We start from the raw sequence: 26,148 nt of genomic DNA, 5'->3' as shown, positions 1-26,148 counted from the left end.
CCCGACGGGCGGGGCAAGAGCAAGGTGTTCCCGAACGATGCCGAAGGCTTCGCGGCGCTGCTTGCCTGGGGTCGGGCGCAGGGGGTGGATTGGATGCAGACCGGGGTGTGTCTGGAGGCCACCGGCCCCTACGGCAAGCCCCTGGCGTGCGCACTGCACGAGGCCGGGGTGGTGGTGGCCATCGAGAACCCGGCCCGCATTCAGGCCTTCGCCCGCCTGCTCGGGGCACGGGTGAAAACCGACCGGGCCGATGCGCGGCTGATTGCCCGCTATGCAAGGCAGCACCCGCCCCGCCGCTGGATACCGCCCAGCGCGCAGGAGGAGCGCCTGCACGCGCTCGTCAGCCGTCTGGACGACCTGCTGGTGATGCGCACGATGGAGCAGGCGCGCGCGCAGCAGGTGCAAGGCGAGGCCTTGCGCTCGGTGGCCAACGTCCTCAAGGCCCTGGAGGATGAGATCGCGCGCCTGCGTGATGCGATCCGGGATCATATCGACCACGACCCGGACCAACGCCACAAGGCCGCACTGCTGGAAAGTATTCCGGGCATCGGCCAGGAAACCATCGGCCGTGTGCTGGCCTATCTTGGGCCGCTGGAGCGGTTCGAGTGCGTCCGCCAGGTGGTGGCCTATGCCGGTCTCAACCCGCGGGTACGCCAGTCCGGGCAATGGACCGGGGCAAGCCCGATCAGCAAACAAGGCTCGAGCGCCATCCGCAAGGCCCTGTACATGCCGGCCCTGGTGGCCAAGCGGCACAACCCGGTGCTACGCGCCTTTTGTGAGCGTCTTGCGGCCAGGGGCAAACGTCCCAAGCAAGTCGTGGTCGCCGCCATGCGCAAGCTCGTACACCTGATTTGGGGCGTTCTCAAATCCGGGCGTCCCTTCGACCCAGCCATCGGCTTGCCATGATCGGAGGAAGACAGTATCTGAAGCAATCCATTCTGGATTTCCGGGCGCCAGACACCTGCCGCAAGCCGACTTCGGCTTTGCGAGGTCTAGCAGCCTGTCGGACTTTCGCCGTGGTCCCGGGCCTTGAATCCGGTGTGGGTGTTGTATCATAAGGCATTGATACGATAACGATTTAGGGGTTTATATGGCAGCCCGATTCGTCCCGGTGGATCGCGATACGGAGTATCTGTTCCCGCCCTCGGTGCAGGAGTGGCTGCCTGACGGCCATCTGGCGCGGTTTGTCGTGGACGTGGTCAATCAGCTGGACCTGTCGCGGCTGGAATCGGCGTACGCCGGACGCGGTTCGATGCCGTATCACCCGTCGATGCTGCTGGGCCTGTTGATCTACGGCTATGCCACCGGCGTGTATTCGAGCCGGGCGATCGAGCGGGCCACGTACGACTCGGTGGCGTTTCGCTATGTGGCCGCCAACACCCATCCGGATCACGACACGATCAATACCTTCCGCAAGCTGTTCTGTGGCGAGATCGAATCGGCGTTCCGGCAGGTGCTGCGAATCGCGGCCGGGATGAAGCTGGTGAAGTTCGGCGTCGTCAGCCTGGACGGCACCAGGATCAAGGCCAATGCCTCGAAGCACTCGGCGCTGTCGTATGGCCACGCGCAGAAGCTGGAGGCGCAGATCCAGGCCGAGATCGCGGAACTGAAGCGCCGGGCTGCAGCGGCGGAAGGCCTGCCCGACGATCTGTCGTTGCCAGAAGAACTGCAGCGCCGGGAGGATCGGCTGGCTGCGATCCGAAAGGCCAAGGCCGATATCGAAGCCCGTGCCGCCGAGCGCGATGCGCCAGCCCAGGCGGAATACGAGGCCAAGGTCCAGGCGCGCGAGGCACAGCGCCAGCAGGGCCAGAAGCCCCGTGGTAAACAACCCCAGCCGCCGCAGGGCGGCCCCAGGGACAGCGACCAGATCAATCTCACCGACCCCGAATCCCGGATTCTGCCGGCGGGTTCGGACTTCGTGCAGGGCTACAACGCCCAGGCCGCGGTGGATGCCGCCTCGATGCTGATTCTGGCCTACGACTGCGTGCAAGCTGCCAACGACAAGCAGCAGATCACACCGATGCTCGAACCGCTCAGGGCGCTGCCGCAGCAGATCGGCGAGGACAAAGACACGCCCATCGCGCTGGCGGCCGACACCGGCTACTTCAGTGAGGCCAATGTCGAAGCCTGCGAGGCCGCGAAGATCACGCCGTTGATCGCCCAGAAGCGTGAATCGCATTCGGGCTGGCTGGATCGGCGTCTGGCGCCGACGCCCGCGATGCCGGACACCCCCACCGCTCTGGAGAAGAGGCGCCATCGCCTTGCCACGCCTGAAGGCAAGGCCGCCTATGGCTTGCGCAAGTGCACGGTCGAGCCCACCTTCGGCATCATCAAACAGGTGATGCGCTTCCGACAATTCCTGGTGCGGGGCCTCAAAAACGTCCAGGCTGAATGGGGATTGGTGTGCCTGGCGTTCAACCTGAAGCGGATGGCGCTCTTGAACGGATGAGAAAAGCCAAGGAAAGGTCCGGTTTCATGCCCTGCACGCGGCTTTTCGTCCCGCTGCGCGAATCCGGCCCAGATCATGGCGGTCAAAAAATGACCGCACCAGCACGCAGCAGGTAGCCCGCGTTTTCAAGTCCGACAGGCTGCTAGCGCGTTCGGCAAGGCCGCCGTTCAGGCCGGCATGAGCAAGCGCCAACCCACGCTGGGCCTTGTCATCAGACTGTCATAAATGAATACGTACACTGCCGGACTGGGTCGGGCTCACCAAATCGCTGCAGCAGCAGAGGATCACTCATGAAAATGGCTGTCGCCGATCGAAGCGATGACCTTGTCCAGATAAGCCTGGTTGGGCGCATGGATGCCCTTGGGGTCGAGGACATTGCCATGCCCTTCACGGCCGCGACTGCCACGCGCAAAGCCCCGGTTGTAATCGACTTGTCACAGGTCGATTTTCTGGCGTCGGTCGGTCTGCGGCTGTTTTTCGCCAACGCGCGCACCCTGCAGCGGCGGGGCGGCAGAATGGTACTGGCAGCCCCCCAGGAGGATGTGCGGGCGGTACTGGATGCGACCGGCGTGGAGCAGATCATCAACGTCTTTGCCACCCTCGACGAGGCCTGTGCGGCCTTGCTGAACGACAGCTGACCCGCCCCGGGACGGGCCGCGTGTCACAGTCGCCCGCGCTGCCGCCGCAACCGCCCGGCGCCGAGCGCTGTGTGTTGAACGGCGATTACTCGGCGCTGGCGAATCTGGCCAGCTGGTGCGCGCGCGTGGCGGACACCCATCAACTGAGCCCGCGCGGCGCCCACGCACTGGATCTGTGCCTGTGCGAGCTGGTGACCAACATCATCGAATACGCCTACCCGGCGGCCGGACCGGCATCGATCGTGGTGGATGCCACGCCCGCTACCGACACGGTCGAGGTCACCCTCTGGGACGCAGGGCCAGCTTTCAATCCCCTGGAACAGGCCGCGCCGCCGGCCGTCACCGAGCTTTCCGATGTGCACATCGGCGGCCTGGGCATCGACCTGGTACGCAAGTTCACGCGCCAGCTCAGTTACGCACGCGTCGGCGCCTGGAACCGACTGCGCTTCAGTCCGGCTGGCTAGGCGCGACATGACCCCTGCCAGCGGCGAGACGCTGCCGACGCCGCAACCGCGTACGCAGCGCGTGCTGGTGGTGGATGACAACCCACTCAATTGCGATCTGCTTGCGCGCCGCCTGCGACGCATGGGCCTGGAGCGGGTGGACTGCGTCGACAACGGCGAGGCAGCGCTCGAGTGCCTGCGCGCGCACGCCTACGACCTGGTGCTGCTGGATCTGATGATGCCGGTGCTCGACGGCTACGGCGTGCTCACTACCCTGCGTGCCGAAGGTCAGCTGCCCGAACTGCCGGTGCTCATGGTCTCGGCGGCAGACGAAATGGCCGGCGTGATTCGCTGCATCGAACTGGGGGCGCAGGACTACCTGACCAAACCCATCAATGCCCCGCTGCTGGAAGCGCGCGTGCGCGCGACCCTGGAGCGCAAGCAGCTGCGTGACTTGATGGCGGCGCAACTGGAGCGCACGCGTCGCGACCTGCTGGCCGCCCGCCGTCTGCAGCTTTCGATGGTGCCGCCTGACCAGCTGGAACCGGGCCCGCATGGACCGCTGTGCGTGGCGGCCCGGCTCAAGCCGGCGCGGGAAATCGGCGGCGACCTGATCGACCACTTCCCGCTGAGCGACGGTTATTACCTGCTGGCGCTTGGCGACGTGTCCGGCAAGGGCGCGGAAGCGGCCCTGTACATGGCCCGCACCGTCAGCCTATTGCGTGCAACCGCCCGCCAACACTGGCGCGCCGGCCAGGATCCGGCCCAGGCCGTGGCCGCGATCCTGGCCGAAACCAACGAGGCATTGGCCGAGGCCAACGACAGCGCGCAGTTCGTCACCCTGTTCCTGGGCATTGCGGACCTGCACGCCGACCGCCTGAGCTACGCCTGCGCCGGGCATCCGGCCCCGTACCTGTGCACGCCCGGTTCGGTCCAGACGCTTGGCGTCTCGCCCAGCCTGCCGCTGGGCGTGATGCCGGGCTACCGAATCCGCGTGGAAACTGTCGACGTGCCGCCGCACGCCCGCCTGCTGGCGTACTCGGACGGCGTCACCGAGGCATTCGACAGCGGCGGAACGGCCTTTGGAGACGCCCGGCTGGCACAGTTGCTGACCGGCTCTACCAGCCAATTGCCGCATCACCTGGTGGCATCAGTTGCAGATGGCATACACGCCTTTGCGGCCGGGGCGGAACAATCGGACGACATCGCGCTGCTGGCCTGGATGCGGCGGTAGGCCAAGTTCAGAAGGGCCGGATGCAGGCTCACGGCCGGCGCCCGAAGACGCCCCGCGACAGGCTGACGGCACACCGCGCTGCCGACTTTCCGCATGGCCAGCGGCCCGCGCCAGCACGGTCTGGGAAGTCTCTTGCAGGCCCGCCGTCGCCAGATCGCGAGGCGCCCTTGCGCCGCCGCCAGCCGTCTCGTAACGAACCGTTCATAATTCCGTTCCACCCATCAGTCGGACCGCCCACCGTGAGCTTTGCACCGCTGCGCCTGAAACGTAACGAAGAGCGGCGCCTGCGTGCCGGGCACCTGTGGGTGTTCAGCAACGAGGTGGACATCGCCGCCACGCCGCTGACGGCCTTTTCACCGGGGCAACTGGTCACCGTCGAGAGTTCCCGCGGCGGGCCACTGGGCACGGCTTACGTCAACCCGCGTTCGCTGATCTGCGCGCGTCTGTTGTCGCGCCGGGTGCTGGGCAACGCCGATGCGGTGACGGCACTGCTGCAACGGCGCCTGGCCGACGCGCTGACGCTGCGCCAGCGCCTGTACCGCACGCCGCATTACCGTCTGGTCCACGCCGAGGGCGATGGCCTGCCGGGCTTGGTCGTGGACCGCTACGGCGACCACCTGGTGATGCAGGTCAGCACCGCCGGCATGGAAGCCCTGCGCGACGCTATCGTCGGCGCCCTGGTCGAGCTGCTCAGGCCGGCCGGCATCCTGGCCCGCAACGATGGCTTCGGACGCGAGCTGGAAGGCCTCGAGACCGGCGAACCGCAGGTGCTGTACGGCAGCGTGCCCGAGTTCGGCCAGGTGCTGGAAGGCGGGCTCGACTTCACGGTACCGCTGCACGGCGGCCAGAAGTCCGGCTGGTACTTCGACCAGCGTCCCAATCGCGAGCGCCTGCGCGCCTACGTCGGCGACGGACGGGTGCTGGACGCGTTCTCCTACGTCGGCGCCTGGGGACTGCAAGCCGCGGCGGCAGGCGCCAGGCAAGTGATCTGCGTCGATGCGTCCGCGCCGGCGCTGGCATTGCTCGACAGCAATGCGCAGCACAACGGGCTCGGCGAGACCGTCGAAAGCCGCCAGGGCGATGCCTTCGACGTGCTGGCCTCCCTGCTGGACGCGGGCGAGCGTTTTGATCTGGTCGCCGTCGACCCGCCGGCCTTCATCAAGCGCAAGCGCGATGCCGAGGCCGGCATGGAGGCCTACCAGCGCCTGAATCGCTTGGCCATGCAGCTGGTCGTGCCGGGTGGCTTTCTGGTCAGTGCCTCCTGCTCACATCACCTGCCGGAGGCCGATTTCCGGGATCTGCTGCGCCGCGCGGCGCTGCCCCTGAACCGCCGTCTGCAGATGCTGGAACGCGGCCACCAGGGCGCCGACCACCCGCAGATGCCGGGCATGCCGGAGGCGGATTACCTGAAAGTGGCCTTCTGCCGGGTGTTGTAGGGGCCGGCACGTGGCGTTCGAACTGCACATCGGACGGCCCCTGGCGGCGGAGCTGCTGCGCCTGCTGCAGGACGAAATCGGCGGCGCGCTGGGCGAGCTGGCCGGTACGCCCGACGAGGCGGCCATCCACGCCGCCCGTCGGCACATAAAGAAAGCCCGCGCGACACTGCGCCTGCTGGACGGCGATGTGCACGCGCGCGCGCTGGCCCGCTGCGAAAACGAACTGCGCGCGGCCGGTCGTGCCCTGGCACCCAGCCGCGACGCCGCCGTGCTGCTGCGCACGATCGACACGCTGAGCAGGGCGCGCCCGCCGAAGGCGACTGCCAGTGCCCTGCAGGCCATGCGTCAGGCCTGGCAGACCCCCGGCACCCCCCAGCTGGACGCCGGGGACCTGATGACCGCGCGCCTCGCGTTGCAGGAATCCGCCGCCACGCTGACCGGGCCTGCGGCAGGCGCCTGTGACTTCGACACGCTGGCCCGGGGATTCGCCACCACCTACCGGGCCGGCCGCCGTGCCCTGAAGCGGGCGCTGCGCAATCCCGACGCCGAGCGCCTGCACGCCCTGCGCCGGCAGCTGAAACACCACATCTACCAGCTGCGCCTGCTGCAACCGCTATGGCCCGGGCCGCTGGGCGCCCTGCACGCGCAGGCCGACCGGGCCGCGGACCTGCTTGGCCTGCACCACGACTGCGCCGTGCTGCGCGAGCGGCTTGCCAGCAGCACCCTGCCGCCAACCGACCGGATGCGCGTGGACACACTCGCGGCAAAGCGCCAGGACAGCCTGGCGCCCGAGGCGCTCGATATCTGCCGGCGGCTGTATGCCGAACGCAGCGCCAGCTACAAACGCCGCCTGAAAGCCTACTGGCGGTGCGCCACGCGCGGGCAATGAGCCCCCGGCTCAGCCGAGCGCCACCGGTTGTCGATCGGCGCCACGATCAGCAGCCGCTGCCGATCGCGCCGGCGCGTCCCTGCGCCGCGCGCCGACCTCAGAACGCGAATTGCCAGCCGGCGTTCAGGGTCCAGTCATTGGCCAGCTGTGGTCCGTCGAGATCCTGATACACCGGGCGCAGCATTTCGAGCGCCAGACGCTGGCCCTTCAGTGCGCCCGTTGGCGCGTACAGGTTCATGCCCAGCCCGACATCGACACGCTGTCCGCCCTGGGCATCCGGATCGGCGGCGGGCGACATGCCCGCGTCGATGGCATCGTCGCGGCCTTGGATGTTGCCCCAGCGCGAGCCGAGCAGGCACAGCGATGTGCTGACCGCCGGCGTCCACAGCCGCGCGGCCCAGGCGGTCAGCTCGCCCCGGTGGCCGAGGCGGTAATCCTGGTCGTTCTCGCCCAGGCGCAGCACGGCGCTGGCCTGCGCGCCCCACGACCAGCCGTCGCGCTGCTCGGAATAGGTCATGGCCGGACGCAGGTCGTAAGTGCCGGAACCCAACTGCATGCTGTATTCCATGCGCACGGGAATCATCGCGCCAAGCGCGCCGTGCGGCATGCCGTCGCGCTCGGTGATGCTGCCGAGAGGCAGGCTCAGGCCGAGCTTGCCGACCCAGCGCCCGTGTCGTGTGGCCCGCATCAAACAGCGCCGCGACTTCCATATCGCCCCAGCCACTGGAGTCCATGCGGTACTGGACTGGCGCTGCGTGACCATGCGCATGCAGCTCGGCATCCATGCTCATGTCCATGTAATTGGCCATCAGCATCAGCGTGATGCGGTCCGACCAGCCGTACATGGCCTCGAACATGTGCATGTTCATTTCCATGCGCGTCGGGGCGTCGTGGTAGCCATAGCCGCCCGCCGCCGTGCTGGAATACGCACGCTGTTTGCTCACGCGGTCGGTGCCATCGCGTAGTTGGTCCTGCCAGGCGCGCATGAAGCGGTAGCCGACCATCCATTCGCCGCCACGGTGCAGGTGATCGGCCATCACGCCGATCGGCGCGTGGCCGTCGGCGCGGCCGGTCTGCGGCGCATCGGCATATGCCAGCGGGCAGGCCAGCAGGACGGTGGCAAGAATGTGGTTGCGCATGCGCTCAAGCTCCCTTGTTAAAAAACGGGGCGGGAGTGTGGCCACGCGGCAGGCATTTGAGAATGCGACATACAGCCGCAGCGCATTGGCGGGAGCACAGACAATGCAGCTGTTTGGCTATTTCCGGTCCGGCAACACGCGCAAGGTGCGGCTGTGCCGGGCAGGTTCTGGGAGCACCTGATTCGGGACGGCACGGATTTCACCCAGCACGCGGACTACATGCACTTCAACCCAGTGAAGCACGGCCTGGCGCAGCAACCCGTGGATTGGGCGTGGTCCTCCCTGCACAGATACATCCGGCAGGGCATTGTTCCGCCCGACTGTGCCGTCGGCGTGGACGACGGGCCGTTCGGGGCGTGGTGGGGATCCCGGATTCCGCTGCGCTGCATCCAGGGTACGATTTCTTTCGCGGGCTAAAATAATGCTCCTGCCGCTTGATTGAGGCGTCCAATGTTGGACATCAGCATCCCTTGGTGGGAGCCTGCAATACGGGCCACGGCGATCTACTTGATTCTGTTGCTGCTGATGCGCCTATCGGGAAAACGCTCCCTTGGCCAGCTCACGCCGTTCGATCTTCTCGTCATCATGCTGCTGAGCGAATCTGTGAGCCCCGGACTTACCGGGGATGACAGCTCCGTGCCGGGCGGGCTCATTGCCGCCGCAACACTTGTGCTGCTGAACGCGGTCGTGGGATTCGTTGCCTCCCGTAGTCGCAAGTTCGAGCAGCTCGTCGAAGGCACAGCCGTGCTGATTGGAAAAGATGGCACCATCCTGACCGACGTACTGCGGCGACATCGCATCAGCGAAGCGGACATGCACAAGTCGCTGCGCGAGGCCGATTGCCGGCAAGAGGAAATGCATCGGGCCTATCTGGAAGCCGACGGAAGTATCAGCGTCCTCAAAAAGCGGCGTGACGATTGATCGGTGCGCGAAGGGCGGGCCTGGCCGGTCACCTGCCTAAACACCCCTGAAACCGCCGGTGACGACTCGGGTAACGCCAGCGTGTAGCCAGGATGCAGCGCAGCGGAATCCGGGACTTCCTTGCTCATGGTGAAGCACGGCCTGGCACAGCGATCCGTGGATTGGCGGTGGTCCCCCTGCACCGCTACATCCGGCAGGGCAGTGTTCCGCCCGACTGTGCCGTCGGCGTGGACGAAGGGCAGTTCGGGGAGTGATGGGAATCCCGGATTCCGCTACGCTGCATCCAGGCTACGATTTTTGCACCAGCATGACTGATCAGCTTTCGTCGGCCAGCAACTGCGCCAGCTTTTCCTCGGTCAACCCGGCCGCTGCGGCTTCGTCGGCCGTATCGTGCAGCGTTTTGCGCAGGCGGTCGGCATAAAACCGGCGCATGGCCTCGTAATCCTCGGCGTTCACCATCACCCCGACCACGCGGTTGTGCCGCGTCACCTGCACCGGCGCACGCTGCACGCGGTCCAGCAATTCACCGAAGCGGGTTTTGGCTTCGTTGGCGATAAAGGTCTGCATGGGTCACCCGGCAGTCAGCAGGAGAATGAGTGAAGTCTGGTCGAATCGAACGAAACAATCAATTTTGGCGCTTGGCGCGGCCTGGCCGCCCGATCATCCCGGATTCCGCTGCGCTCCATCCAGGCTACGATTCATACGATTTCTTTTTTTATGCCGCTACATAGGGCTGGAATCTCGATATTGACCGAAGAACGAGAAAGGGAAACTTATTTTCAAAGGCAGACAAATACTTTCTCGTAATCAACGAAACGTTTGAGTCTGCTTCGTTGAGGAGGATATTCCCCCATCGGTCTGGAGAGTAGCGCATGATGTTGCTAAACGAATTGCTCAGTAGGAAATGAACGCAAACCTCTGGCAAGATGATTGGGAAGAACGGGTTCTCGATATACCAAAACCTCCCTCTAGCGTCCGAGTAGATACATGCCTTAATACGATGTGCGTCCGACCCGGGGACCGCTACGATGATCTTGCCGTACCGCTCGGAAAAATTAAAACCGTCGAATGCTTTTTCAACGCCGCCCAGCGGTGGGCGGAACTCGCCATCCCCGATTTGAAACTCCCACTTAACGGATCGAGTATCGTTGGTAATGGATAACTCCAATGGGTGCGCTCTACTGTTTCGGCCTGTAATTAGCTTGTAGTAATCGCGAAGCTCAGGAATCATGCTGAGCAAGGTACCGGGACTTACTGTAGTTCTGACCTTGTAGAAAGTGAGCAAGGAGTCTTTACAGTCCTGCGTAATTTCAAACTGATGGTTGCGCAATGACATTGTTGGGAAGGCGGCGAACAGGTCACTGAATGTCCCATGGGGCATATCTCCACCAAATTGCGTCTTCACTCCATCCGGAAGATAGTTAATTCCATGCGAACCCGGGAGCCCGTCCAGCGAGTACCGGATTGGATTATTGAGAATGACGACTGCATATGCGTACGCTGTCAGCGAGTAAAAGAAGTTCAAGGGTTTGACCATTAAGGAGCCAAACCTCCCGGATAAATAGAGTTCGCGCCCCTGCCTCATGCAGTTCTTGAGTCGCCCGGCGTCTTCCGTGGTAATACCAGCGTTCTTCGTGCTGCCCACCGTGCGCTTGCGCAATTTATAGAGTTCCTTGATGTGAGCGACGTTCTCGATGTTTTCTATCAACTCCATCAAGGCGTTTTCAAAATGAAGTTCGTCGATCGGAAGCGGCTCAAAGAGGTTTTCAGCGGAGACGCGGGCGGCGATCTCACGCTGAAGGAGATAGTAGTTCTTCGAGGAAACGACCGACGGGTCTTTTAGGTTGAGAACTCCTTCACTGCTGAGATATTGCTCCAGCTTATCGTTAAAGTTGGCTCGATCATCTTTGGGAAGAGCAGCCCACTTCTTTATGACTGCTTCCCGCCTCTTGCTCTCCGCATCATAGTCAATTTTCGTTGCAAAGGGCGGGTGGTTCTCCGCTGGTACGGTAGTAACACTATCCACAAGAATTTCATCGAGCATGAGCATGTCCTGAAGAAAGCCAACATAAAGGTAAGTGGCACCGGGCGGAGCGAGGGTGCCGGGAAATGCAGCTTTCCGGTGTCCGCTTGACCGCCATGTTAGGTGAGTGGCGAATGAACATGGACGACGAACCTTTGATTGTTATAGGAAATTCTCTGGGCCAATAAACCCAATTGGGTTTTTTTGAAACTGATATTCAAGTATTGACGCAACAAGGCTATAGCGTAGATGGAGGCTTTTTGTGCCCTTTCCCGCAAAGTCCTTCGCTTGAAGGAGAACAAATCCCGGGTGGTTGCTTGGCGTCACCTCGGAACAAACAAAGGCTTTCCACCCACTCTCATGCTGCGAGCCGGGATGAAGGAAGCGATGAAGGTGGGCGAACTCCGAAGACTCAATTTCGGAACCGACATAAACCAAGAAAAAAGACTGACTAGGCATAAGCACCTAACTATAAATAGATACCCCAAAAGACGTCATTTTTACGCCTCCGGGGTGCCGAATATTTCGCCGAGCTAGGCCACTGCCTGAATTTGCAAACACCCTTACCCATCCTCTGGAATCACATACGCCTTTTCTAACTGGCCTATATTCTTGTTTAAAACAGGCTTTGAAATTCGAAGTATGAGCGATTCAACATGCTTTGGGTAATCTACCCAATTAGATTTTCCAACATCGTAAGCAGAGATGTAACGTACAACTTCCGCTCTATTCTCTGGCTTGTTTTTTACGTCATTCGGAAAACGGACGTGCACCTCGCGCCGAATTGCATTGTCACATTCACGTAGAAGTTTGGTTGCTTTTCCTATATATACGAGGTTCGCCATGGAGTCATAAAAAGCATAAATACCCGGTCGCTCTTCGTGACCTTTCAGTAATCTCCGAAGCTGGGTTAAGATCGGCTCAGATTGATTGAACTCACCAAACTCGACAATTACCCTGAATTCAGGCGTAAAGACGCAGTGGACTAAGTACTCAATGGTACTCTTCCGGGGCAAACGCTGCCTCGAAATCCAAGCCTTAAACTGAGCGACGGAATAGCCTGTCGCTTCAGAGGCTTTCTTTGCGTCTCCCTCAAAGTACTCGTCAATGAAGTACCGCAAGATATCGCTTCGATCCGTCATCTGCCCTCCTGCACTGTGGCTAACATGAGTTATCCGGAATTTATCAGGGTAAATAAATTATCGGACACGTCCGGTAACCTGGGCGTCGTGTGCCAACCTCATGATTCATAACATTCACCATGTCCGATAAGCTGGGCCTACACATGAACAGGCTCCTGGCGATCCTTCGGTGCCCCGGCTGCTCGATCAGCTTTGGTATCTTACCCGGCTGAAGCACTACAGCCTGCGTACCGAGCGTGCGTATGCTCAGTGAGTGAAAAATATACATCTACTTTCACGGCAAGCGCCACCCGATGGAGTGGGACAAGCCCGCCATAGGATGGGTGGAAGCCATCAGGCCGCAACCCATCCGGCCGACCCTGCCCGTCCTCCTGTCACGTCACCCCACCCGTATTCTCATCCGTCGCCTTCACGCGCCGCAGTTTGGCGGCTTCGCCGATCTCGTAGTGCCGGCCTTCGACGGCCATCTGCGCCTCGCGTTCGCATTGCTCGGACCAGAAACCCAGGTCATAGCCGTGCCAGGGTTTTTTCAGTTCCAGTGCCGGCAGGCCGAGTTCCTGCCAGCGCTGGATGGCGTTTTCCATGAAGTCCTTGCGCGGCAGGGCCACCGGCGGGTAGGCCCACGGCCGGCAGGCGTTGATGAGGATGGCGGACGAGCCGTTCGGCTCCATGTACTTGAAGCCTTCGGCCTCTTCCGCGCGGATGGCGGAGAAGTCCATGGCCGACATGCGTCCGTCGATGATGCGCATGTCCCGGTGCGGCATGGCGCGCGTGGCGGTGGCCCACAGCATCATTTCCGGGTCGTGGATGTCCACGTCCTCGTCGGTGACGACGAACATCTTGACGAACGGGTCGTAGGCCGCGGCGGCGTACAGCGCCTGCCACGGGTCGGCCTTGGTGTTGCGCCGGATCTTGATGAAGCAGGTGTAGTAGGCCGAGGTCTGCTGCGGGAAGTGCACGTCGAGCACGCCGGCCAGGTTGCAGTCGTACTTCAGGTGCTTGAAGAACGAGGCCTCGAAGGAAATGGACCGCAGGCGCGTGCTCTCCGACGGTGGGAACTGCGACAGGATGGAGCACCAGGTCGGCTTCTTGCGGTGCGTGATGGCCGTCACTTCCATGAAGTAGGACATGACCGGCTGGGACATGAAGCCGTGGGTCTCGCCAAACGGCGCTTCCGGCTCCAGCTCCATGGTGGAGATGCGGCCCTCGATGACGATCTCGGCGTAGGCCGGCACCAGCAGGTCGACGGTCTTGGCCTGCACCACCGGCAGCGGCCGACCGGACAGGGCGCCGGCCACGTGCAGCTCGTCGGCCTCGTAGGGAATCTTGGCGTTGGCGGCGTAGGACACGTACGGCGGCACGCCGATGACCAGCGCCGCTTCCAGCGGAATGCCCAGGCGCTTGCACTTGACCCAGTGCAGGCCCAGGTGCTGCGGCGGGTAGGTGAAGCAGCCGATGCGGTCCGGGGCTTTCACCTGGCCGCGGTAGTTGCCGATGTTGTAGATGCCGGTCTCGGGGTCCTTGGTGACCCAGTGCGAGAAGGTGGTGTACGGCCCGTTGTCGTAGCCGGGCGTGGAAATCGGAATCGGGAATTCGCCCAGGCCGCCGTGCTCGGTCAGCGAGGCGCCCATGTGGACTTCTTCCTGGCACGGCGCGTTGGTGACCACTTCCGGCGGCAGCGGATTGCGCAGCGCGTGGGACACCAGCTCCAGCAGGTTGTCGCCCGGCTGCATGCCAAGGCCGGTCTCGAAGATTTTCCGCGACGCCGCCAGGCAGCCGATGGCCAGATCGCCGCCGAAGCTGCGCCCGTCGGCGCTGCGCACGTTCTTGAGCAGAAAGCCGCGCCGCTGGTCTTCCTTCAGGCCGCGGAACTGGAGCCTGACCAGCGGATGGGCTTCGGTCTCGATGGTGATCGGCGCGTCGATTTCCCACAGCAGGTCGCGGGCGCGCAGGTTCTGTATGTGCTCCCGAAAATCGATGGGCACGTCGCTGGAGCGCAGGGTGGATTTCAGAACGGCGGACATGGCGGGTTCCTCTTGATTGGGAAAGCTGGATTGGCCGCCATCCGTGGCGTGAGCGCGGGTCGCAGGCCCGCACGTCGAATTCGCCCGGAAAGTATGAACCAGCTCACCGAAACTGGGCAGCGCCGAGCCGCTTGCGTCACCATACGCGCCCCTTTCGCCGATCCCGCGCCGCGTAAATGAGCCTCGACGACACCATCGAACGCCTGCCGCTGAAGACCTTCACCGAGAAGGCGTACCTGGATTACGCCATGTACGTGATCCTGGACCGCGCCCTGCCGCACCTGGCCGATGGCCTGAAGCCCGTGCAGCGGCGCATCGTGTATGCCATGTCGGAGCTGGGCCTGGCCGCCGGCAACAAGCCGAAAAAATCGGCCCGCACCATCGGCGACGTGATCGGCAAGTTCCATCCGCACGGCGACAGCGCCTGCTACGAGGCCATGGTGCTGATGGCGCAGGACTTCTCCTACCGCTACCCGCTGGTCGAGGGCCAGGGCAACTGGGGCAGCGCGGACGATCCGAAGTCGTTTGCTGCCATGCGTTACACGGAGGCGCGGCTGTCGCGCTACGCGGACGTGCTGCTGGCCGAACTCGGCCAGGGCACGGTGGATTTCACGCCCAATTTCGACGGCACGCTGGACGAGCCCCAGCTGCTGCCGGCGCGGCTGCCGAACATCCTGCTCAACGGCGGCCACGGCATTGCCGTGGGCATGGCCACCGACATCCCGCCGCACAACCTGCGCGAAGTGGCCGCCGCCGTGCTGCACCTGCTGGACCACCCGGATGCCGACCTGGAGGCCCTATGCCGCCTGCTGCCGGCGCCGGATTTTCCGACCGGCTGCGAAATCATCACCCCGCGCGCCGAGCTGGTGGACATGTACCGCAGCGGCAACGGCAGCGTGCGGGCGCGGGCGCGCTACGAGCTGGACGAGGGCGACATCATCATCACCACGCTGCCGTACCAGGTGTCCGGCGCGCGCGTGCTGGAGCAGATCGCCGCCCAGATGCAGGCCAAGAAGCTGCCCTGGCTGGAGGACCTGCGCGACGAGTCCGATCACGAGAACCCGACCCGCCTGGTGCTGGTGCCGCGCAGCAAGCGCATCGATGTCGAGGCCCTGATGGGGCACCTGTTCGCCACCACGGAGCTGGAAAAAAGCTACCGCGTGAACCTGAACTGCATTGGCCTGGATGGCCGGCCGGGCGTGCGCGACCTGCGCGGGCTGCTGCTGGAATGGCTGCAATTTCGCACCGTCACCGTGCGCCGGCGCCTGCAGCACCGCCTCACGCGCGTGCAGGACCGCCTGCACATCCTGGAAGGCCTGCTGATCGCGTTCCTGAACATCGACGAGGTGATCGCCATCATCCGTTACGAGGACCGGCCCAAGACGGTGCTGATGGAGCGCTTCGCGCTCAGCGACGCGCAGGCCGAGGCGATTCTGGAACTGAAGCTGCGCCACCTGGCCCGGCTGGAAGAAACGCGCCTGACCGGCGAGCGCGACGAGCTGGCCGCCGAGCGCGATTCGCTGCAGGCGACGCTGGGCTCGGACAGCCTGCTGCGCGGCCTGATCCGCGATGAGATCGAGGCCGATGCCGAAAAATACGGCGACCCGCGCCGCTGCCTGCTGGTCGAGCGTGGCGCCTCGCGGGCGCTGGCGGAAGCCGACCTGACGCCCAGCGAGCCGGTGACGGTGGCGCTGTCCGCCCACGGCTGGGTGCGCCTGGCCAAGGGCCACGATGTCGACCCGCAGGGGCTGACGTATCGCTCCGGCGACAGCTACCTGGCCGCCGCGCGCGGACGCAGCAACCAGCAGGCGGTGTTCCTGGACTCGGCCGGGCGCGCCTACGCCCTGCCGGCGCACACGCTGCCCTCGGCGCGCGGCCACGGCGAACCGCTGTCCGGGCGCCTGACGCTGGAAGCCGGCGCGCGCATGCTGCACGTGGTGCTCGGCGAGCCGGACGAGCGCTACCTGATCGCCAGCGACGCCGGTTACGGCTTCGTCACACCGCTGGAGTCGCTGATTTCGCGCCAGCGCACCGGCAAGGCGGTACTGAGCTTGCCCGAGGGCGCATTGCCGCTGGCGCCGCTGCGCGTCGATGGCGACGGCGATGCTGACCTTCGCCTGGCCTGCGTCAGCACGGCCGGACGGCTGCTGGTGTTCCCGGCCCGCGAGCTGCCGGAGCTGGCGCGCGGCAAGGGCGTGAAGCTGCTCGGCATCCCCGGCAAGCTGGCCGCCAGCGGCGAAGAGAAGCTGCTGTGCGTGCTCGCCCTGCCGGACGGTGCGGCGCTTCGGGTGCTGTCTGGCGGTCGTCACCTGACCCTGCGCGGCAGTGATCTGGACTCCTACAGCGCCGCGCGCGGCGCGCGCGGCAAGCCGCTGCCGCGCGGCTTCGCCCGGGTGCGCGGACTGGAGCTGGAGGTCTGAGGCACCGCAACAGGCCACCGGCGGCGCCCGTCAGGCAACGACGATCACCCCGGCATCACCCGAATAACAAGGCAGACACTGGCGCCACGCGCAAAAATGGCGATACTGTGCGCGCCGCGCCTGATGCCGGGCGCGCCTAACCGCCGACCCGACCGGTCGGACCAGCACCTTCAGGGAGAACGATGCGGCCATCCCCGGTATTGCGCCTCATGGTCGGCACGCTGATCGCCGCGTGCCTCAGCACCGTCCAGGCAGCACCCCGCTCGCCGGCGACCCGACCCGCCGTGGACCTGCGCTCGCGCGCGGCGCTGATCATGCGCGCCGACACCGGCCAGGTGCTGTACGCCAAAAACCCCGACCAGACCCTGCCGATCGCCTCCATCACCAAGCTAATGACCGCCATGGTGGTGCTGGATGCCGGTCAGCCGATGAACCAGATACTGACCATCACCGACGCCGAGCGCGACCGTCTGCGCGGCACTACCTCGCGTCTGGCCATCGGCACCAAGCTGTCCCGCAGCGACCTGCTGCGCCTGGCGCTGATGTCGTCCGAGAACCGCGCCGCGGCGGCGCTGCTGCGCAATTACCCGGGCGGCCCGGCGGCCGGCGTGGCGGCCATGAACCGCAAGGCGCGGGCGCTGGGCATGACCCACACGCGCTTCGTGGAAGCCACCGGCTTGTCGGGCGACAACCGCTCGACGCCGAGCGATCTGGCGCGCATGGTGCAGGCCGCCGCACGCTACTCGACCATCCGCGCCTACTCCACCACGCCCGAGTACACGGTCAAGGTCGGGCGGCACCTGACCCAGTACCGCAACACCAACCCACTGGTGCGCAACCCGCAGTGGCACATCGCCGTCACCAAGACCGGTTACATCAACGAAGCGGGCCGCTGCCTGGTGATGCACACCACCGTCGGCAACAAGCCGGTGGTGATGGTGCTGATGGACTCGTCGGGCACGCTGACCCGCGTCGGCGATGCCGGCCGGGCGCGCCGCTGGATGGAAGCCTCGGCGCGCACAACCCAGGTCGCCGCCAGCCGCTGATCGAGCGGCGGCGGCGCGGCCTCAGCCCGACAGATCCGGCAACTGCGGCAGGTTCGCCGCCAGCCACGGCCGCTGCCGATCGCGCGCGAGTTCCGTGGCGCGGGTGATGGCGCACAGGTCGTCCAGCGCCTGCTCGAAGGCGTCGTTGACCACCAGATAGTCGAACTCCGGCCAGTGGCCGAGCTCCGCCAGGGCATCGCGCATGCGCCGGTCGATGACGGTCGAATCATCGCCGCGGCCACCCAGGCGCGCGCGCAGCGTCGCCACCGACGGCGGCAGGATCATCACCGTGACGCAGCCGGGCAGCTTTTCCCGCGCCTGACGCGCGCCCTGCCAGTCGATTTCCAGCACCACCGACTCACCCGCCTTGAGCGACCGGGCCACGGCCACCGCCGAGGTGCCATAGTGATGGTCGAACACCTGCGCGCACTCCAGAAATTCGCCGGCCGCCTGCATGGCCGCGAAGCGCTCCACGCTCACGAAGTGATAGGCCACGCCGTCCCGCTCACCTGGCCGCGGCGGGCGGGTGGTGTAGGACACCGACAACGACAACCCCGGCCGACGCCCCACCAGGGCGTGCACCAGACTGGTCTTGCCGACCCCGGACGGGCCGCAGACGACGTACAGGAGACCGGGATTGGCAGACATGGCGGTGGCTTCAGGTGGGGTCACGGGGGTGGGATTCGCGGCAAATTATCCGCTTGGCCGGGCACAGGGTGTGCGAGGCCCTTGTGGGAGCGGCGCCCCGCCGCGAATCCTCGGACCTGGCCGTGGCCGCCGCTCCGTTTTGGCGGGACAATGCGCTCCCCACGCAACGATCGCCCTTGTCCGAGCTTGCGCCATGACCGCGCCCCTGCCACCCGCCGCTTGCGATTTCCCTATCGACCGCGAAACCGGCCTGGCGCAGGGCGCGATCCAGTTGCCCTCGCCACACTGCGACGCCCGCCCGCCGGGGATTGCGATCGACCTGCTGGTGATCCACGCCATCAGTCTGCCGGCCGGCGAATACGGCGGCGATGACGTGGCGGCGCTGTTCCTGGGCACGCTCGACTGTACCCACCGGCCGGACTACGGCGAGCTGGCGAATCTGCGCGTATCGGCCCATTTCCTGGTCCGCCGCGAGGGACAGGTGCAGCAGTTCGTGCCCGTGCACCGGCGCGCCTGGCATGCGGGCGTGTCGTGCTTTGCCGGGCGCGAGCGCTGCAACGATTTTTCGGTCGGCATCGAGCTGGAGGGCAGTGACCGCGACCGCTTCACGGCCGCCCAGTACGCCGCGCTGACCGCGCTGACGCGGGCAGTGCGCGCCGCCTGCCCGGCCATTCGGGCCGAGAACATCGTCGGCCACAGCGACATCGCGCCCGGCCGCAAGACCGATCCGGGCCCGCACTTCGACTGGGCGGTCTACCGCGCGGCGCTGATGGCGGCCTGATGGACGCGCCAGTCACCACCATCGACCTGCTGCGCCACGGCGAACCGGCGGGCGGCCCGCGTTTTCGCGGCTCCGTGGACGATCCGCTGTCGCCCGCCGGCTGGGCCCAGATGGAATCGGCCACCGCGGGCGGCGCCTGGGACCGCGTGGTCTGCTCGCCGCTGCGCCGCTGCCGGGAGTTTGCCGAGGCGCTGGCCCGGCAGCAGGGGCTTGAGTGCCGGGTCGAGGCCGATTTTCGCGAAATCAGCTTCGGTCTGTGGGAAGGGCTCACGTCGGCGCAGGTGGAGGCCGCCTACGGCGCTGCGCTGGCAAATTTCTGGAATGACCCGGTGGCCCATCCCCCGCCGCAGGGCGAGCCGTTGGCCGACTTCTGCGCCCGGGTCGAGACCGCCTGGCAGCGCCTGATTGACGACTCGCGCGGCCAGCGCGTGCTGGTGGTGGCCCACGGCGGCACCATCGCCATGCTGCTACGCGGTGTGCTGGGCATGCCGCTGAGTCACAGCTGGCGGGTACGCATGGGCTATGCGGGCCAGGCCCGGCTGCGCCTGGACCACACGCCGCACGGTTTGCTGTTCGCGCTGCTGCGGCTGGAGCCGGGCGCCTGAAGCGGGCTGGAATCAGGTCGGCAGGCGCAGCGGCAGCGAGCGCAGACGCTGTCCGGTCAGTGCAAACAACGCGTTGGCCACGGCCGGCGCCAGCGGCGGCACGCCAGGTTCGCCAGTGCCGCCGGGCGGCTCCTCGCTGCCGACGATGTGCACCTCGATGCGCGGCATCCGGTCCAGCCGCAGCAAAGGATAGGTGTCGAAATTGCCAAGCCGCGCGCTGCCGCCGGCAATCGGCACCTCGCCATACAGGGCCGCCGACAGGGCGTCGACGATGCCGCCTTCCATCTGCGCCACCACCTGGTCGGGGTTCACATGGCGTCCGCAGTCGATGGCGCACACCACCCGCCGTACCTGGGGTGTGCCGTCCACCACCTCGACCTCGGCCACCTGCGCCACGTAGCTGCCGAAGCTCCTGTGCACGGCAAGGCCGCGGGCCCGACCCTTGGGCAACGGCTGGCCCCAGCCGGCACGCTCGGCGGCCAGCTCCAGCACCCGCAGGTGGCGCGGCTGCTCGGCCAGCAGGCGGCGGCGGAATGCCAGCGGGTCTTCCCCGGCAGCATGGGCCAGCTCGTCGATGAAGGACTCGACCACGAAGGCATTGCCGGAGTTGCCCACCGAGCGCCAGTAGCCGACCGGCACGCCGGTTTCCACCAGCGCGCAGTCCACCGCCACGTTGGGAATGGCATAGGGCAGCTCGCGCACGCCCTCCACCACCGAGCGGTCGATGCCGTCCTTGAGGGTCTCCGGCGCCAGACGGGCCTGGATGGACGGGCTGGCGATGCGGTGCTGCCAGGCCGTCGGCGTCTGCTGGTCCAGCGCCGCCACCAGCCGGTGCACCGCCGCCGGGCGGTAGAAGTCGTGCGCGAGATCGTCCTCGCGCGACCAGATCACCTTGACCGGCGCCGCGGCGGCGCGCGACAGCGCCACCGCATCGAGCACGAAGTCGACCTCGAAACGCCGCCCGAAGCCGCCACCCAGGTACGTGGTGTGCACCGTCACGCGCTCGCGCGGGATGCCCAGCAGCTTGGCGGCGGCGTCGCGGGCGCGCGTCTGGCCCTGCGTCGGCGCCCAGATTTCGCAGTGTCCGTCCCGCACATGGGCGGTGGCGTTCATCGGCTCCAGACAGGCGTGGGCCAGAAACGGCAGGCGATAAGTCGCCTCCAGCGTCTGGCCACCGGCCTTGAGCGCGGCCTCGACATCGCCGTCCCGGCGCGCCGGACTGCCGGGCTGCTCCAGCGCCGCATCGAGCGCCTTGGCGATGTCCATGCTGTCCATCGCCTGCGCCGCCGGGCGCCACTTGACGATGATTTTCTGCGCCGCCCGCCGCGCCTGCCAGTAGCCATCCGCGATCACGCCGACACCCGAATCGATGGCGACGATCTTGCGCACGCCCGGCAGCGCCTGCGCGGCCGCGGCATCGAAGCTCTCCAGCGCGCCGCCGAACTGCGCCGGGCGCAGCACCACCGCCGTCAGCAGGCCCGGCAGCGTCACGTCGATGCCAAACCGCGCCTGCCCGGTGATCTTTTGCAGGTTGTCCACGCGTGGCGTGGGCTTGCCGATGTAGCGGTACTCGGCCGGCGGCTTGCGCAGCGCTTTCTCGGGCACCGGCAAGGTGGCGGCCAGGGCCGCCAGTTCGCCATATCCGAGCGCCTGCCCGGTCGGGCCCAGCACCTTGCCGACAGCCGTGCGGCAGGCGGCCGGCCCGACCTGCCAGGTACGCGCCGCGGCGGCCACCAGCATGGCGCGGGCGCTGGCCGCCGCGTCCGCCAGGGCATCCCAGGACAGGCGGATGCTGGTGCTGCCGCCGGTGCCCATCATGCCCCCGGACAGGTAATAGGCCGGGTCTTCGTCGGCCATGGTCAGGCGCACGGTGGCCAGATCCACGTCCAGCTCGTCGGCCAGGATGGCAGCAAGGCCGCTGTGCGTGCCCTGCCCCATCTCGGATTTGTGCAGCGTGAGCGTCACCACCCCGTCGCCGGCGACCTGCACGAAAGCGTTGGGCGCAAAGCCGGCCTCGGCAGCTTTCCCGGCTGCCCCCGCCAACGGCAGGCGCAAGGCCAGGCACAGCCCGCCGGCCAGGCTGGTGCCGCTGACCAGAAACGCGCGGCGTGTCAGGGCGACCATGTCAGGCCTGCTCCCTGCTCAACACGGCGGCACGTTTCACGGCCTGGCGGATGCGCTGATAGGTGCCGCAGCGGCACAGGTTGCCGCGCAGCGCGGCGTCGATGGCGGCGTCGTCCGGATCCGGCGTTCGCGCCAGCAGCGCCGTCGCGGCCATGATCTGCCCGGGTTGGCAATAGCCGCACTGCACCACGTTCAGCTCCCTCCAGGCGCGCTGCACCGGGTGGCTGCCTTCGGCCGACAAGCCCTCGATGGTGGTCACCTGCCGCGCCCCGACCGCCGCCAGGGGCATCATGCAGGCCGGCGCGGGCTGACCATCCAAGAGCACCACACAGGCCAGGCACTGCCCCACCCCGCAGCCGAACTTGGCGCCGGTGAGCCCCAGATCCTCGCGCAGCACCCACAGCAGGGGCTTGTCCGGCTCGGCATCGACCTCGAAGGTCTTGCCGTTCACTTGCATGCGGGTCATGGCACGCTCCGCTGGATTTGGACCGGGCTCCAGCCTAGCAAGGACGTCCCAGGCCTGTCGATGCGCTCGCACCCACCAAGGTCGGTGGCGCGCCGGGCTGGGCACGAGGCGCGCGACAACCACACGCAGCTGTTCATCCACAGCGGCGCCACGGCGATCTATGGCGGCAAAGCCCAGCGGCGGCGCGGGCGCGACCTGCACGCCATGGCCCAGCGCGTGGCGCTCAATCACGAGACGGCCAGCCGCCACTCCGCCGGCTTCCTGGACCCGCCAGGACCCCGAACCGGGTCTGTACTGGGCTTCAAGCCCCGCCACAGACCCGGCGCGATACGGCGGCCGGGACAAGCGCCGGTAGCGCCATAAGCGCGGCAGCGTACCGACGCCGGCGACGCGCGGGGCTACCGTGCACGGCACCTTGACCGGCCTGCTGATTACGCGGAGTTCAGAAATTCCTTAATCAATCACCACCAACAGACGCCTCGCCGCGGGCATTGCCGGCCCGCTATCCGGCATCGCGGAAACTTCGAACGCGTCGACCCGACGTGAACTTTGCAGAGGTTCTCAAGTCGAACCTGACGCAAGGCGAAATTGCAGCGCTGATCCGGTTCTCGAAGTAGCCCCAATCCGGATCCGACTGCACGCAGCTGGAGCGCTGACGACCTGGCAAGCCAACAACACAGGAGATACATCATGAACCTACCTAGCAGCGACGAAATCAAGGGCCGATGGAAACAGCAGATCGGTGCCGCCAAGATTGCCTGGGGCAATCTGACCGAGGACGAACTGCTGAAAGTCGAAGGCCATGAGCAGAAACTGGCCGGTCTGATTCAGGAGCGTTATGCCATAACGCGCGAAGAAGCAATGGCGCAGGTCAAGGCATTCTTCGAGAAAAACAAACCCTGAAACAGGCCAAAACCACCGTGCGATTGACGCGCTGTGATGTGAACCAAGCCCACTTGATCCGCACAGGATCATTCGCGCCCACCCAATGATGGCCGGACGATCCGCAACTCTTTATCCAACTGGAGAATTTCATGAACACACTACGACATGGCGCCCTGGCGCTGTTCCTTGCAACCGCCACCGCCCTGTGCGCAGGCCTGTTCAGCGGGTCGGCGGCGGCGGCATCTACCGCAGCCGAGCTTGACCGGGATGCCAAGCAGGCGCTGCAAACCCTGTACAAGAACAATCCGCTCGCGCTGGATATTTCGAAGAAAGCCAAGGCAGTCCTGGTGTTCCCGAACATCGTCAAGGCCGGATTCGTATTCGGCGGCGCGTATGGCGAAGGCGCCCTGATCAAGGGCAACACCGTCGCCGGCTACTACAACTCCGTATCGGCATCCTGGGGTCTGCAGATCGGCGCCCAGTCCTTTGGCTATGCGGTTTTCCTGATGAATGACAAGGCCCTGGAATATCTGGACAAGTCGGAAGGCTGGGAGCTTGGCGTCGGCCCCACAGTGGTGGCGGTCAACGAGGGCGTAGCGAAGAATCTTTCGACCTCGACGCTGAAAGACGACGCCTATGCCTTCATTTTCGATCAGCAGGGCCTGATGGCGAGCCTGAGCATCGAAGGCACCAAAGTCACGCGCATCAAGCGATAAGCAACCGCCGCATTTCAAGCCATCGAAATAAATCGACGGCGCCACGAAAGTTTAGTTTTTAATTGATAAGGATAACCCCCCATGTACATACCATTTCGCAAGTCAGTACTCGCCTCAGCGGTCGCGTTGGCGATTGGCGGAATCAGCGGCGCGGCCAGTGCCGACACGGTGTCGCAGGATGTCACCGAAGCGCGGCAGGAAACCCAGATCTGGACGACATACGCCCTGAGTCCCTATCTGCGTGCCAACGACCTCAAGGTGTCGGTGGACAACGGCAAGGCCACGCTGACCGGCAAGGTCGACGAGAGCGTCAACAAGGATCTGGCCGAGCAGATCGCGCTGGGTGTCAACGGCATCAAGGAAGTGGACAACCAGATCGTGGTGCAACCCGACTATGTCGCCCCGGCGGCCTCTTCGACCCGCAGTTATGGCGAGGCAATCGACGACGCGACGATCACCGCGACCGTCAAGTCGAAGCTGCTGTGGAGCAAATCTACCGATGGTCTGGCCGCCGACGTGGACACGAATCGCGGCCGTGTCACCCTCAAGGGCACTGCCGACAGCAAGGACGCCAAGGCGCTCGCCGGTCGGCTGGCCCTGAACAGCCGTGGCGTGGCGTCGGTCGACAATCAGCTGGTCGTGACCCCGAAGAAGCCCACCGTGGCCGACAGCGCCAAGAGTGCCGCAAAAGAGGCTGAGCAGGACATCTCCGACAGCTGGATCACGACCAAGGTGAAATCCACCTTGATGTATTCGAGCAATGTCGACGGTTCGGATATCGATGTGAGCACGACTGCTGGCGTCGTCACGCTGAAGGGCAAGGTGGACAGCGGCGCCGAGCGTGCCCTGGCCATCGAACTGGCCGACAACGTGCGTGGCGTCAAAAGCGTTCGGTCCGAGGGCCTCACGGTCCTGAACTAGCGCAAAACAACCGGAAGACCGCCGCGCATCCCGATGCATGGGATTGCGCGGCGGTTTTTTGGCGTTCCGGCGCACGGCTGTCCCAAGGACGGGCAACCGGCACGCCTTGCCGCCTGTCCATCGGATACATTGCGGGCGCATGGCAATCCTTCACCGGCGCGGCCATGGAGCGACAGAGGCATGAAATTTGGCGCACGCATGGCGGGCGGATGCCGATGGCAGCGTGTGGTCCTGCTGTGGGCGCTGGCCGGCATGGCGCCTGCCCACGCGCTCGACGCGGCGTCCCTGACGGCGCGCCACGCCGCTTTGCGCGAACAGTTGGCCAGCAACCAGTTCAAGCGCCCCCTGTACCTCGAATCCCTCGAGACTGCCGGTCGGCTGCAGGGCGATATCTACACGCAGATCGAACAGCCTTTCGGCGAGATGGCTCCGGCTCTGCAAGGCATGGATCGCTGGTGCGACATCCTGATCCTGCACCTGAATGTGAAAGGCTGCCGCGCTTCCTCCCCGAAGGCCGGCGGCACGCTGAGCGTGAGCATCGGACGCAAGTTCGATCAACCGCTGGGCGATGCCTACGGGTTCGAGTTTCTGTACCGGGTGGTGACGAGAAGTGCCGATTATCTGCAGGTCGTTTTAAGTGCCGACGAAGGCCCGCTGGGTACCAGTGCCTACCACGTCGTGCTCGAAGTGGTGCCGCTCGATGCCCGGCGCAGCTTCCTGCACCTGTCCTATGCATACGCCTACGGCATGACCGCCCGCCTCGCCATGCAGGGCTACCTGGGCACCATCGGGCGCAACAAGCTGGGTTTCAGCGTCACCGGGCACACTGCCGACGGCCGTCCCGTTTACATCGGCGGCACGCGCGGCGTGATCGAGCGCAACACCATGCGTTACTACCTGGCGATCGAAGCCTACCTTGGCGCCCTGTCGGCACCGGCCGCGCAGCAAGCCGAAAAGCGCCTGAATGCATGGTTCGACGGCGTGGAACGTTATCCGGCTCAGTTGCACGAAATGGAACGCGGCGAGTACCTCGACATGAAACGCAGGGAAATTGCGCGCCAGCAAGCGCCAAGCCCCACCGCGACAGCAAGGTAAGGTTGTTTCAGTTATACATCCGCGCCGGTTGCCGCTCAGGCAATCCATACGCCATCTCACAAAACATCTCGCTACCGCGGGGTGACAATGTCGGCGTCCGCCT

The 26,148-nt window shown here is 65.4% G+C and carries 24 protein-coding genes; 16 read left to right on the top strand and 8 right to left on the bottom strand.

The genetic code is table 11. The annotated features are described in order from the left end of the window. From H5U26_RS07605 to H5U26_RS07575, 7 genes are all read left to right on the top strand, one after another. On the top strand, window positions 1-906 hold a 906-nt coding region (locus H5U26_RS07605), incomplete at its 5' end, for an IS110 family transposase (protein ID WP_290618269.1). A gap of 184 nt (window positions 907-1,090) precedes the next feature. After that, window positions 1,091-2,449, top strand: a complete 1,359-nt coding sequence (locus H5U26_RS07600; RefSeq protein ID WP_290618267.1) for an IS1182 family transposase — start codon at window positions 1,091-1,093, stop codon at window positions 2,447-2,449. Between the two features lie 290 nt (window positions 2,450-2,739). Then, complete coding sequence (locus H5U26_RS07595) at window positions 2,740-3,087, top strand: STAS domain-containing protein (RefSeq protein ID WP_290618265.1); 348 nt, start codon at window positions 2,740-2,742, stop codon at window positions 3,085-3,087. Window positions 3,088-3,107: 20 nt separating this feature from the next. Continuing rightward, window positions 3,108-3,551: an ATP-binding protein gene (locus H5U26_RS07590; RefSeq protein WP_290618263.1), complete on the top strand. Its 444-nt coding sequence runs from the start codon at window positions 3,108-3,110 to the stop codon at window positions 3,549-3,551. A 7-nt stretch (window positions 3,552-3,558) separates the two neighbouring features. Further along, window positions 3,559-4,764, top strand: a complete 1,206-nt coding sequence (locus H5U26_RS07585; RefSeq protein WP_290618261.1) for a fused response regulator/phosphatase — start codon at window positions 3,559-3,561, stop codon at window positions 4,762-4,764. 239 nt (window positions 4,765-5,003) lie between these two features. After that, window positions 5,004-6,200, top strand: a complete 1,197-nt coding sequence (locus H5U26_RS07580) for a class I SAM-dependent rRNA methyltransferase (RefSeq protein ID WP_290618259.1) — start codon at window positions 5,004-5,006, stop codon at window positions 6,198-6,200. Window positions 6,201-6,210: 10 nt separating this feature from the next. Then, on the top strand, window positions 6,211-7,089 hold the full coding sequence (locus tag H5U26_RS07575) for a CHAD domain-containing protein (RefSeq protein WP_290618257.1): 879 nt from the start codon (window positions 6,211-6,213) through the stop codon (window positions 7,087-7,089). 97 nt (window positions 7,090-7,186) lie between these two features. On the opposite strand, the gene H5U26_RS07570 is transcribed toward H5U26_RS07575, so the two are convergent. Next, window positions 7,187-7,777: a hypothetical protein gene (locus H5U26_RS07570; RefSeq protein ID WP_290618255.1), complete on the bottom strand. Its 591-nt coding sequence runs from the start codon at window positions 7,775-7,777 to the stop codon at window positions 7,187-7,189. A 901-nt stretch (window positions 7,778-8,678) separates the two neighbouring features. On the opposite strand from H5U26_RS07570, the gene H5U26_RS07565 reads away from it, so the two are divergent. After that, the gene (locus tag H5U26_RS07565) at window positions 8,679-9,149 is read left to right on the top strand and encodes a YetF domain-containing protein (protein ID WP_366055906.1); all 471 of its coding nucleotides are present in this window, start codon (window positions 8,679-8,681) and stop codon (window positions 9,147-9,149) included. A 315-nt stretch (window positions 9,150-9,464) separates the two neighbouring features. Here H5U26_RS07565 and H5U26_RS07560 read toward each other — a convergent pair whose 3' ends face one another. From H5U26_RS07560 to H5U26_RS07545, 4 genes are all read right to left on the bottom strand, one after another. Continuing rightward, window positions 9,465-9,716 carry a type II toxin-antitoxin system Phd/YefM family antitoxin gene (locus H5U26_RS07560; protein WP_290618251.1) on the bottom strand — a complete coding sequence of 84 codons (252 nt, stop codon included), beginning with the start codon at window positions 9,714-9,716 and terminating at the stop codon, window positions 9,465-9,467. A gap of 148 nt (window positions 9,717-9,864) precedes the next feature. Further along, complete coding sequence (locus H5U26_RS07555; protein ID WP_290618248.1) at window positions 9,865-11,193, bottom strand: YaaC family protein; 1,329 nt, start codon at window positions 11,191-11,193, stop codon at window positions 9,865-9,867. Between the two features lie 542 nt (window positions 11,194-11,735). Continuing rightward, complete coding sequence (locus H5U26_RS07550; protein ID WP_290618246.1) at window positions 11,736-12,314, bottom strand: hypothetical protein; 579 nt, start codon at window positions 12,312-12,314, stop codon at window positions 11,736-11,738. A gap of 374 nt (window positions 12,315-12,688) precedes the next feature. Beyond that, entirely contained in the window at window positions 12,689-14,338 is a 1,650-nt protein-coding gene (locus tag H5U26_RS07545; RefSeq protein WP_290618245.1) for a UbiD family decarboxylase, read from the bottom strand. Between the two features lie 176 nt (window positions 14,339-14,514). Between H5U26_RS07545 and parC the strand changes: the two genes are divergently transcribed. Beyond that, window positions 14,515-16,758 carry a DNA topoisomerase IV subunit A gene (gene parC, locus H5U26_RS07540; protein ID WP_290618243.1) on the top strand — a complete coding sequence of 748 codons (2,244 nt, stop codon included), beginning with the start codon at window positions 14,515-14,517 and terminating at the stop codon, window positions 16,756-16,758. A 182-nt stretch (window positions 16,759-16,940) separates the two neighbouring features. Then, window positions 16,941-17,804 (top strand): D-alanyl-D-alanine endopeptidase, encoded by an 864-nt coding sequence (gene pbpG / locus H5U26_RS07535; protein WP_290618241.1) that lies wholly within the window; start codon window positions 16,941-16,943, stop codon window positions 17,802-17,804. A gap of 21 nt (window positions 17,805-17,825) precedes the next feature. Here pbpG and gmk read toward each other — a convergent pair whose 3' ends face one another. Further along, window positions 17,826-18,476 carry a guanylate kinase gene (gmk, locus tag H5U26_RS07530; RefSeq protein WP_290618239.1) on the bottom strand — a complete coding sequence of 217 codons (651 nt, stop codon included), beginning with the start codon at window positions 18,474-18,476 and terminating at the stop codon, window positions 17,826-17,828. Between the two features lie 169 nt (window positions 18,477-18,645). Between gmk and ampD the strand changes: the two genes are divergently transcribed. Both ampD and H5U26_RS07520 read left to right on the top strand, forming a co-directional pair. Further along, window positions 18,646-19,233, top strand: a complete 588-nt coding sequence (gene ampD / locus H5U26_RS07525; RefSeq protein ID WP_290618237.1) for a 1,6-anhydro-N-acetylmuramyl-L-alanine amidase AmpD — start codon at window positions 18,646-18,648, stop codon at window positions 19,231-19,233. Further along, on the top strand, window positions 19,233-19,838 hold the full coding sequence (locus tag H5U26_RS07520; RefSeq protein ID WP_290618235.1) for a histidine phosphatase family protein: 606 nt from the start codon (window positions 19,233-19,235) through the stop codon (window positions 19,836-19,838). Before ampD ends, H5U26_RS07520 begins: the two co-directional genes overlap by 1 nt. A 12-nt stretch (window positions 19,839-19,850) precedes the next feature. Here the strand turns inward: H5U26_RS07520 and H5U26_RS07515 are convergent, their stop codons facing one another. Together H5U26_RS07515 and H5U26_RS07510 are read right to left on the bottom strand one after the other, a co-directional pair. Then, complete coding sequence (locus tag H5U26_RS07515; RefSeq protein ID WP_290618233.1) at window positions 19,851-21,962, bottom strand: molybdopterin cofactor-binding domain-containing protein; 2,112 nt, start codon at window positions 21,960-21,962, stop codon at window positions 19,851-19,853. Between the two features lies 1 nt (window position 21,963). Next, on the bottom strand, window positions 21,964-22,428 hold the full coding sequence (locus H5U26_RS07510) for a (2Fe-2S)-binding protein (protein WP_290618231.1): 465 nt from the start codon (window positions 22,426-22,428) through the stop codon (window positions 21,964-21,966). 690 nt (window positions 22,429-23,118) lie between these two features. Here H5U26_RS07510 and H5U26_RS07505 point away from each other — a divergent pair. The 4 genes from H5U26_RS07505 (at window position 23,119) to H5U26_RS07490 (ending at window position 26,045) form a co-directional block, all read left to right on the top strand. Next, entirely contained in the window at window positions 23,119-23,331 is a 213-nt protein-coding gene (locus H5U26_RS07505) for a CsbD family protein (RefSeq protein ID WP_290618229.1), read from the top strand. Window positions 23,332-23,462: 131 nt separating this feature from the next. Beyond that, window positions 23,463-24,029, top strand: coding sequence for a lipid-binding SYLF domain-containing protein (locus H5U26_RS07500; RefSeq protein ID WP_290618227.1), 567 nt, complete (start codon window positions 23,463-23,465; stop codon window positions 24,027-24,029). Window positions 24,030-24,110: 81 nt separating this feature from the next. Next, window positions 24,111-24,950: a BON domain-containing protein gene (locus H5U26_RS07495; RefSeq protein WP_290618225.1), complete on the top strand. Its 840-nt coding sequence runs from the start codon at window positions 24,111-24,113 to the stop codon at window positions 24,948-24,950. A 180-nt stretch (window positions 24,951-25,130) separates the two neighbouring features. Further along, entirely contained in the window at window positions 25,131-26,045 is a 915-nt protein-coding gene (locus H5U26_RS07490; RefSeq protein WP_290618223.1) for a hypothetical protein, read from the top strand. Window positions 26,046-26,148: the final 103 nt, after the last annotated feature.

Source organism: Immundisolibacter sp., from assembly GCF_014359565.1.
Classification (GTDB): Bacteria; Pseudomonadota; Gammaproteobacteria; order Immundisolibacterales; family Immundisolibacteraceae; genus Immundisolibacter.
This window is presented reverse-complemented; position numbering and strand designations above follow the sequence as displayed.

What these genes read in the sequence shown, in the direction of transcription:
- H5U26_RS07600 (WP_290618267.1), top strand. Translation starts at nt 1,091, where the DNA reads ATGGCAGCCCGATTCGTCCCGGTGGATCGCGATACGGAGTATCTGTTC.
- H5U26_RS07550 (WP_290618246.1), bottom strand. Translation starts at nt 12,314, where the DNA reads ATGACGGATCGAAGCGATATCTTGCGGTACTTCATTGACGAGTACTTT.
- H5U26_RS07570 (WP_290618255.1), bottom strand. Translation starts at nt 7,777, where the DNA reads ATGCGGGCCACACGACACGGGCGCTGGGTCGGCAAGCTCGGCCTGAGC.
- H5U26_RS07505 (WP_290618229.1), top strand. Translation starts at nt 23,119, where the DNA reads ATGAACCTACCTAGCAGCGACGAAATCAAGGGCCGATGGAAACAGCAG.
- H5U26_RS07565 (WP_366055906.1), top strand. Translation starts at nt 8,679, where the DNA reads ATGTTGGACATCAGCATCCCTTGGTGGGAGCCTGCAATACGGGCCACG.
- pbpG (WP_290618241.1), top strand. Translation starts at nt 16,941, where the DNA reads ATGCGGCCATCCCCGGTATTGCGCCTCATGGTCGGCACGCTGATCGCC.
- H5U26_RS07490 (WP_290618223.1), top strand. Translation starts at nt 25,131, where the DNA reads ATGAAATTTGGCGCACGCATGGCGGGCGGATGCCGATGGCAGCGTGTG.
- H5U26_RS07510 (WP_290618231.1), bottom strand. Translation starts at nt 22,428, where the DNA reads ATGACCCGCATGCAAGTGAACGGCAAGACCTTCGAGGTCGATGCCGAG.
- H5U26_RS07495 (WP_290618225.1), top strand. Translation starts at nt 24,111, where the DNA reads ATGTACATACCATTTCGCAAGTCAGTACTCGCCTCAGCGGTCGCGTTG.
- H5U26_RS07545 (WP_290618245.1), bottom strand. Translation starts at nt 14,338, where the DNA reads ATGTCCGCCGTTCTGAAATCCACCCTGCGCTCCAGCGACGTGCCCATC.
- parC (WP_290618243.1), top strand. Translation starts at nt 14,515, where the DNA reads ATGAGCCTCGACGACACCATCGAACGCCTGCCGCTGAAGACCTTCACC.
- H5U26_RS07555 (WP_290618248.1), bottom strand. Translation starts at nt 11,193, where the DNA reads ATGCTCGATGAAATTCTTGTGGATAGTGTTACTACCGTACCAGCGGAG.
- ampD (WP_290618237.1), top strand. Translation starts at nt 18,646, where the DNA reads ATGACCGCGCCCCTGCCACCCGCCGCTTGCGATTTCCCTATCGACCGC.
- H5U26_RS07520 (WP_290618235.1), top strand. Translation starts at nt 19,233, where the DNA reads ATGGACGCGCCAGTCACCACCATCGACCTGCTGCGCCACGGCGAACCG.
- H5U26_RS07595 (WP_290618265.1), top strand. Translation starts at nt 2,740, where the DNA reads ATGAAAATGGCTGTCGCCGATCGAAGCGATGACCTTGTCCAGATAAGC.
- H5U26_RS07515 (WP_290618233.1), bottom strand. Translation starts at nt 21,962, where the DNA reads ATGGTCGCCCTGACACGCCGCGCGTTTCTGGTCAGCGGCACCAGCCTG.
- H5U26_RS07500 (WP_290618227.1), top strand. Translation starts at nt 23,463, where the DNA reads ATGAACACACTACGACATGGCGCCCTGGCGCTGTTCCTTGCAACCGCC.
- H5U26_RS07585 (WP_290618261.1), top strand. Translation starts at nt 3,559, where the DNA reads ATGACCCCTGCCAGCGGCGAGACGCTGCCGACGCCGCAACCGCGTACG.
- H5U26_RS07560 (WP_290618251.1), bottom strand. Translation starts at nt 9,716, where the DNA reads ATGCAGACCTTTATCGCCAACGAAGCCAAAACCCGCTTCGGTGAATTG.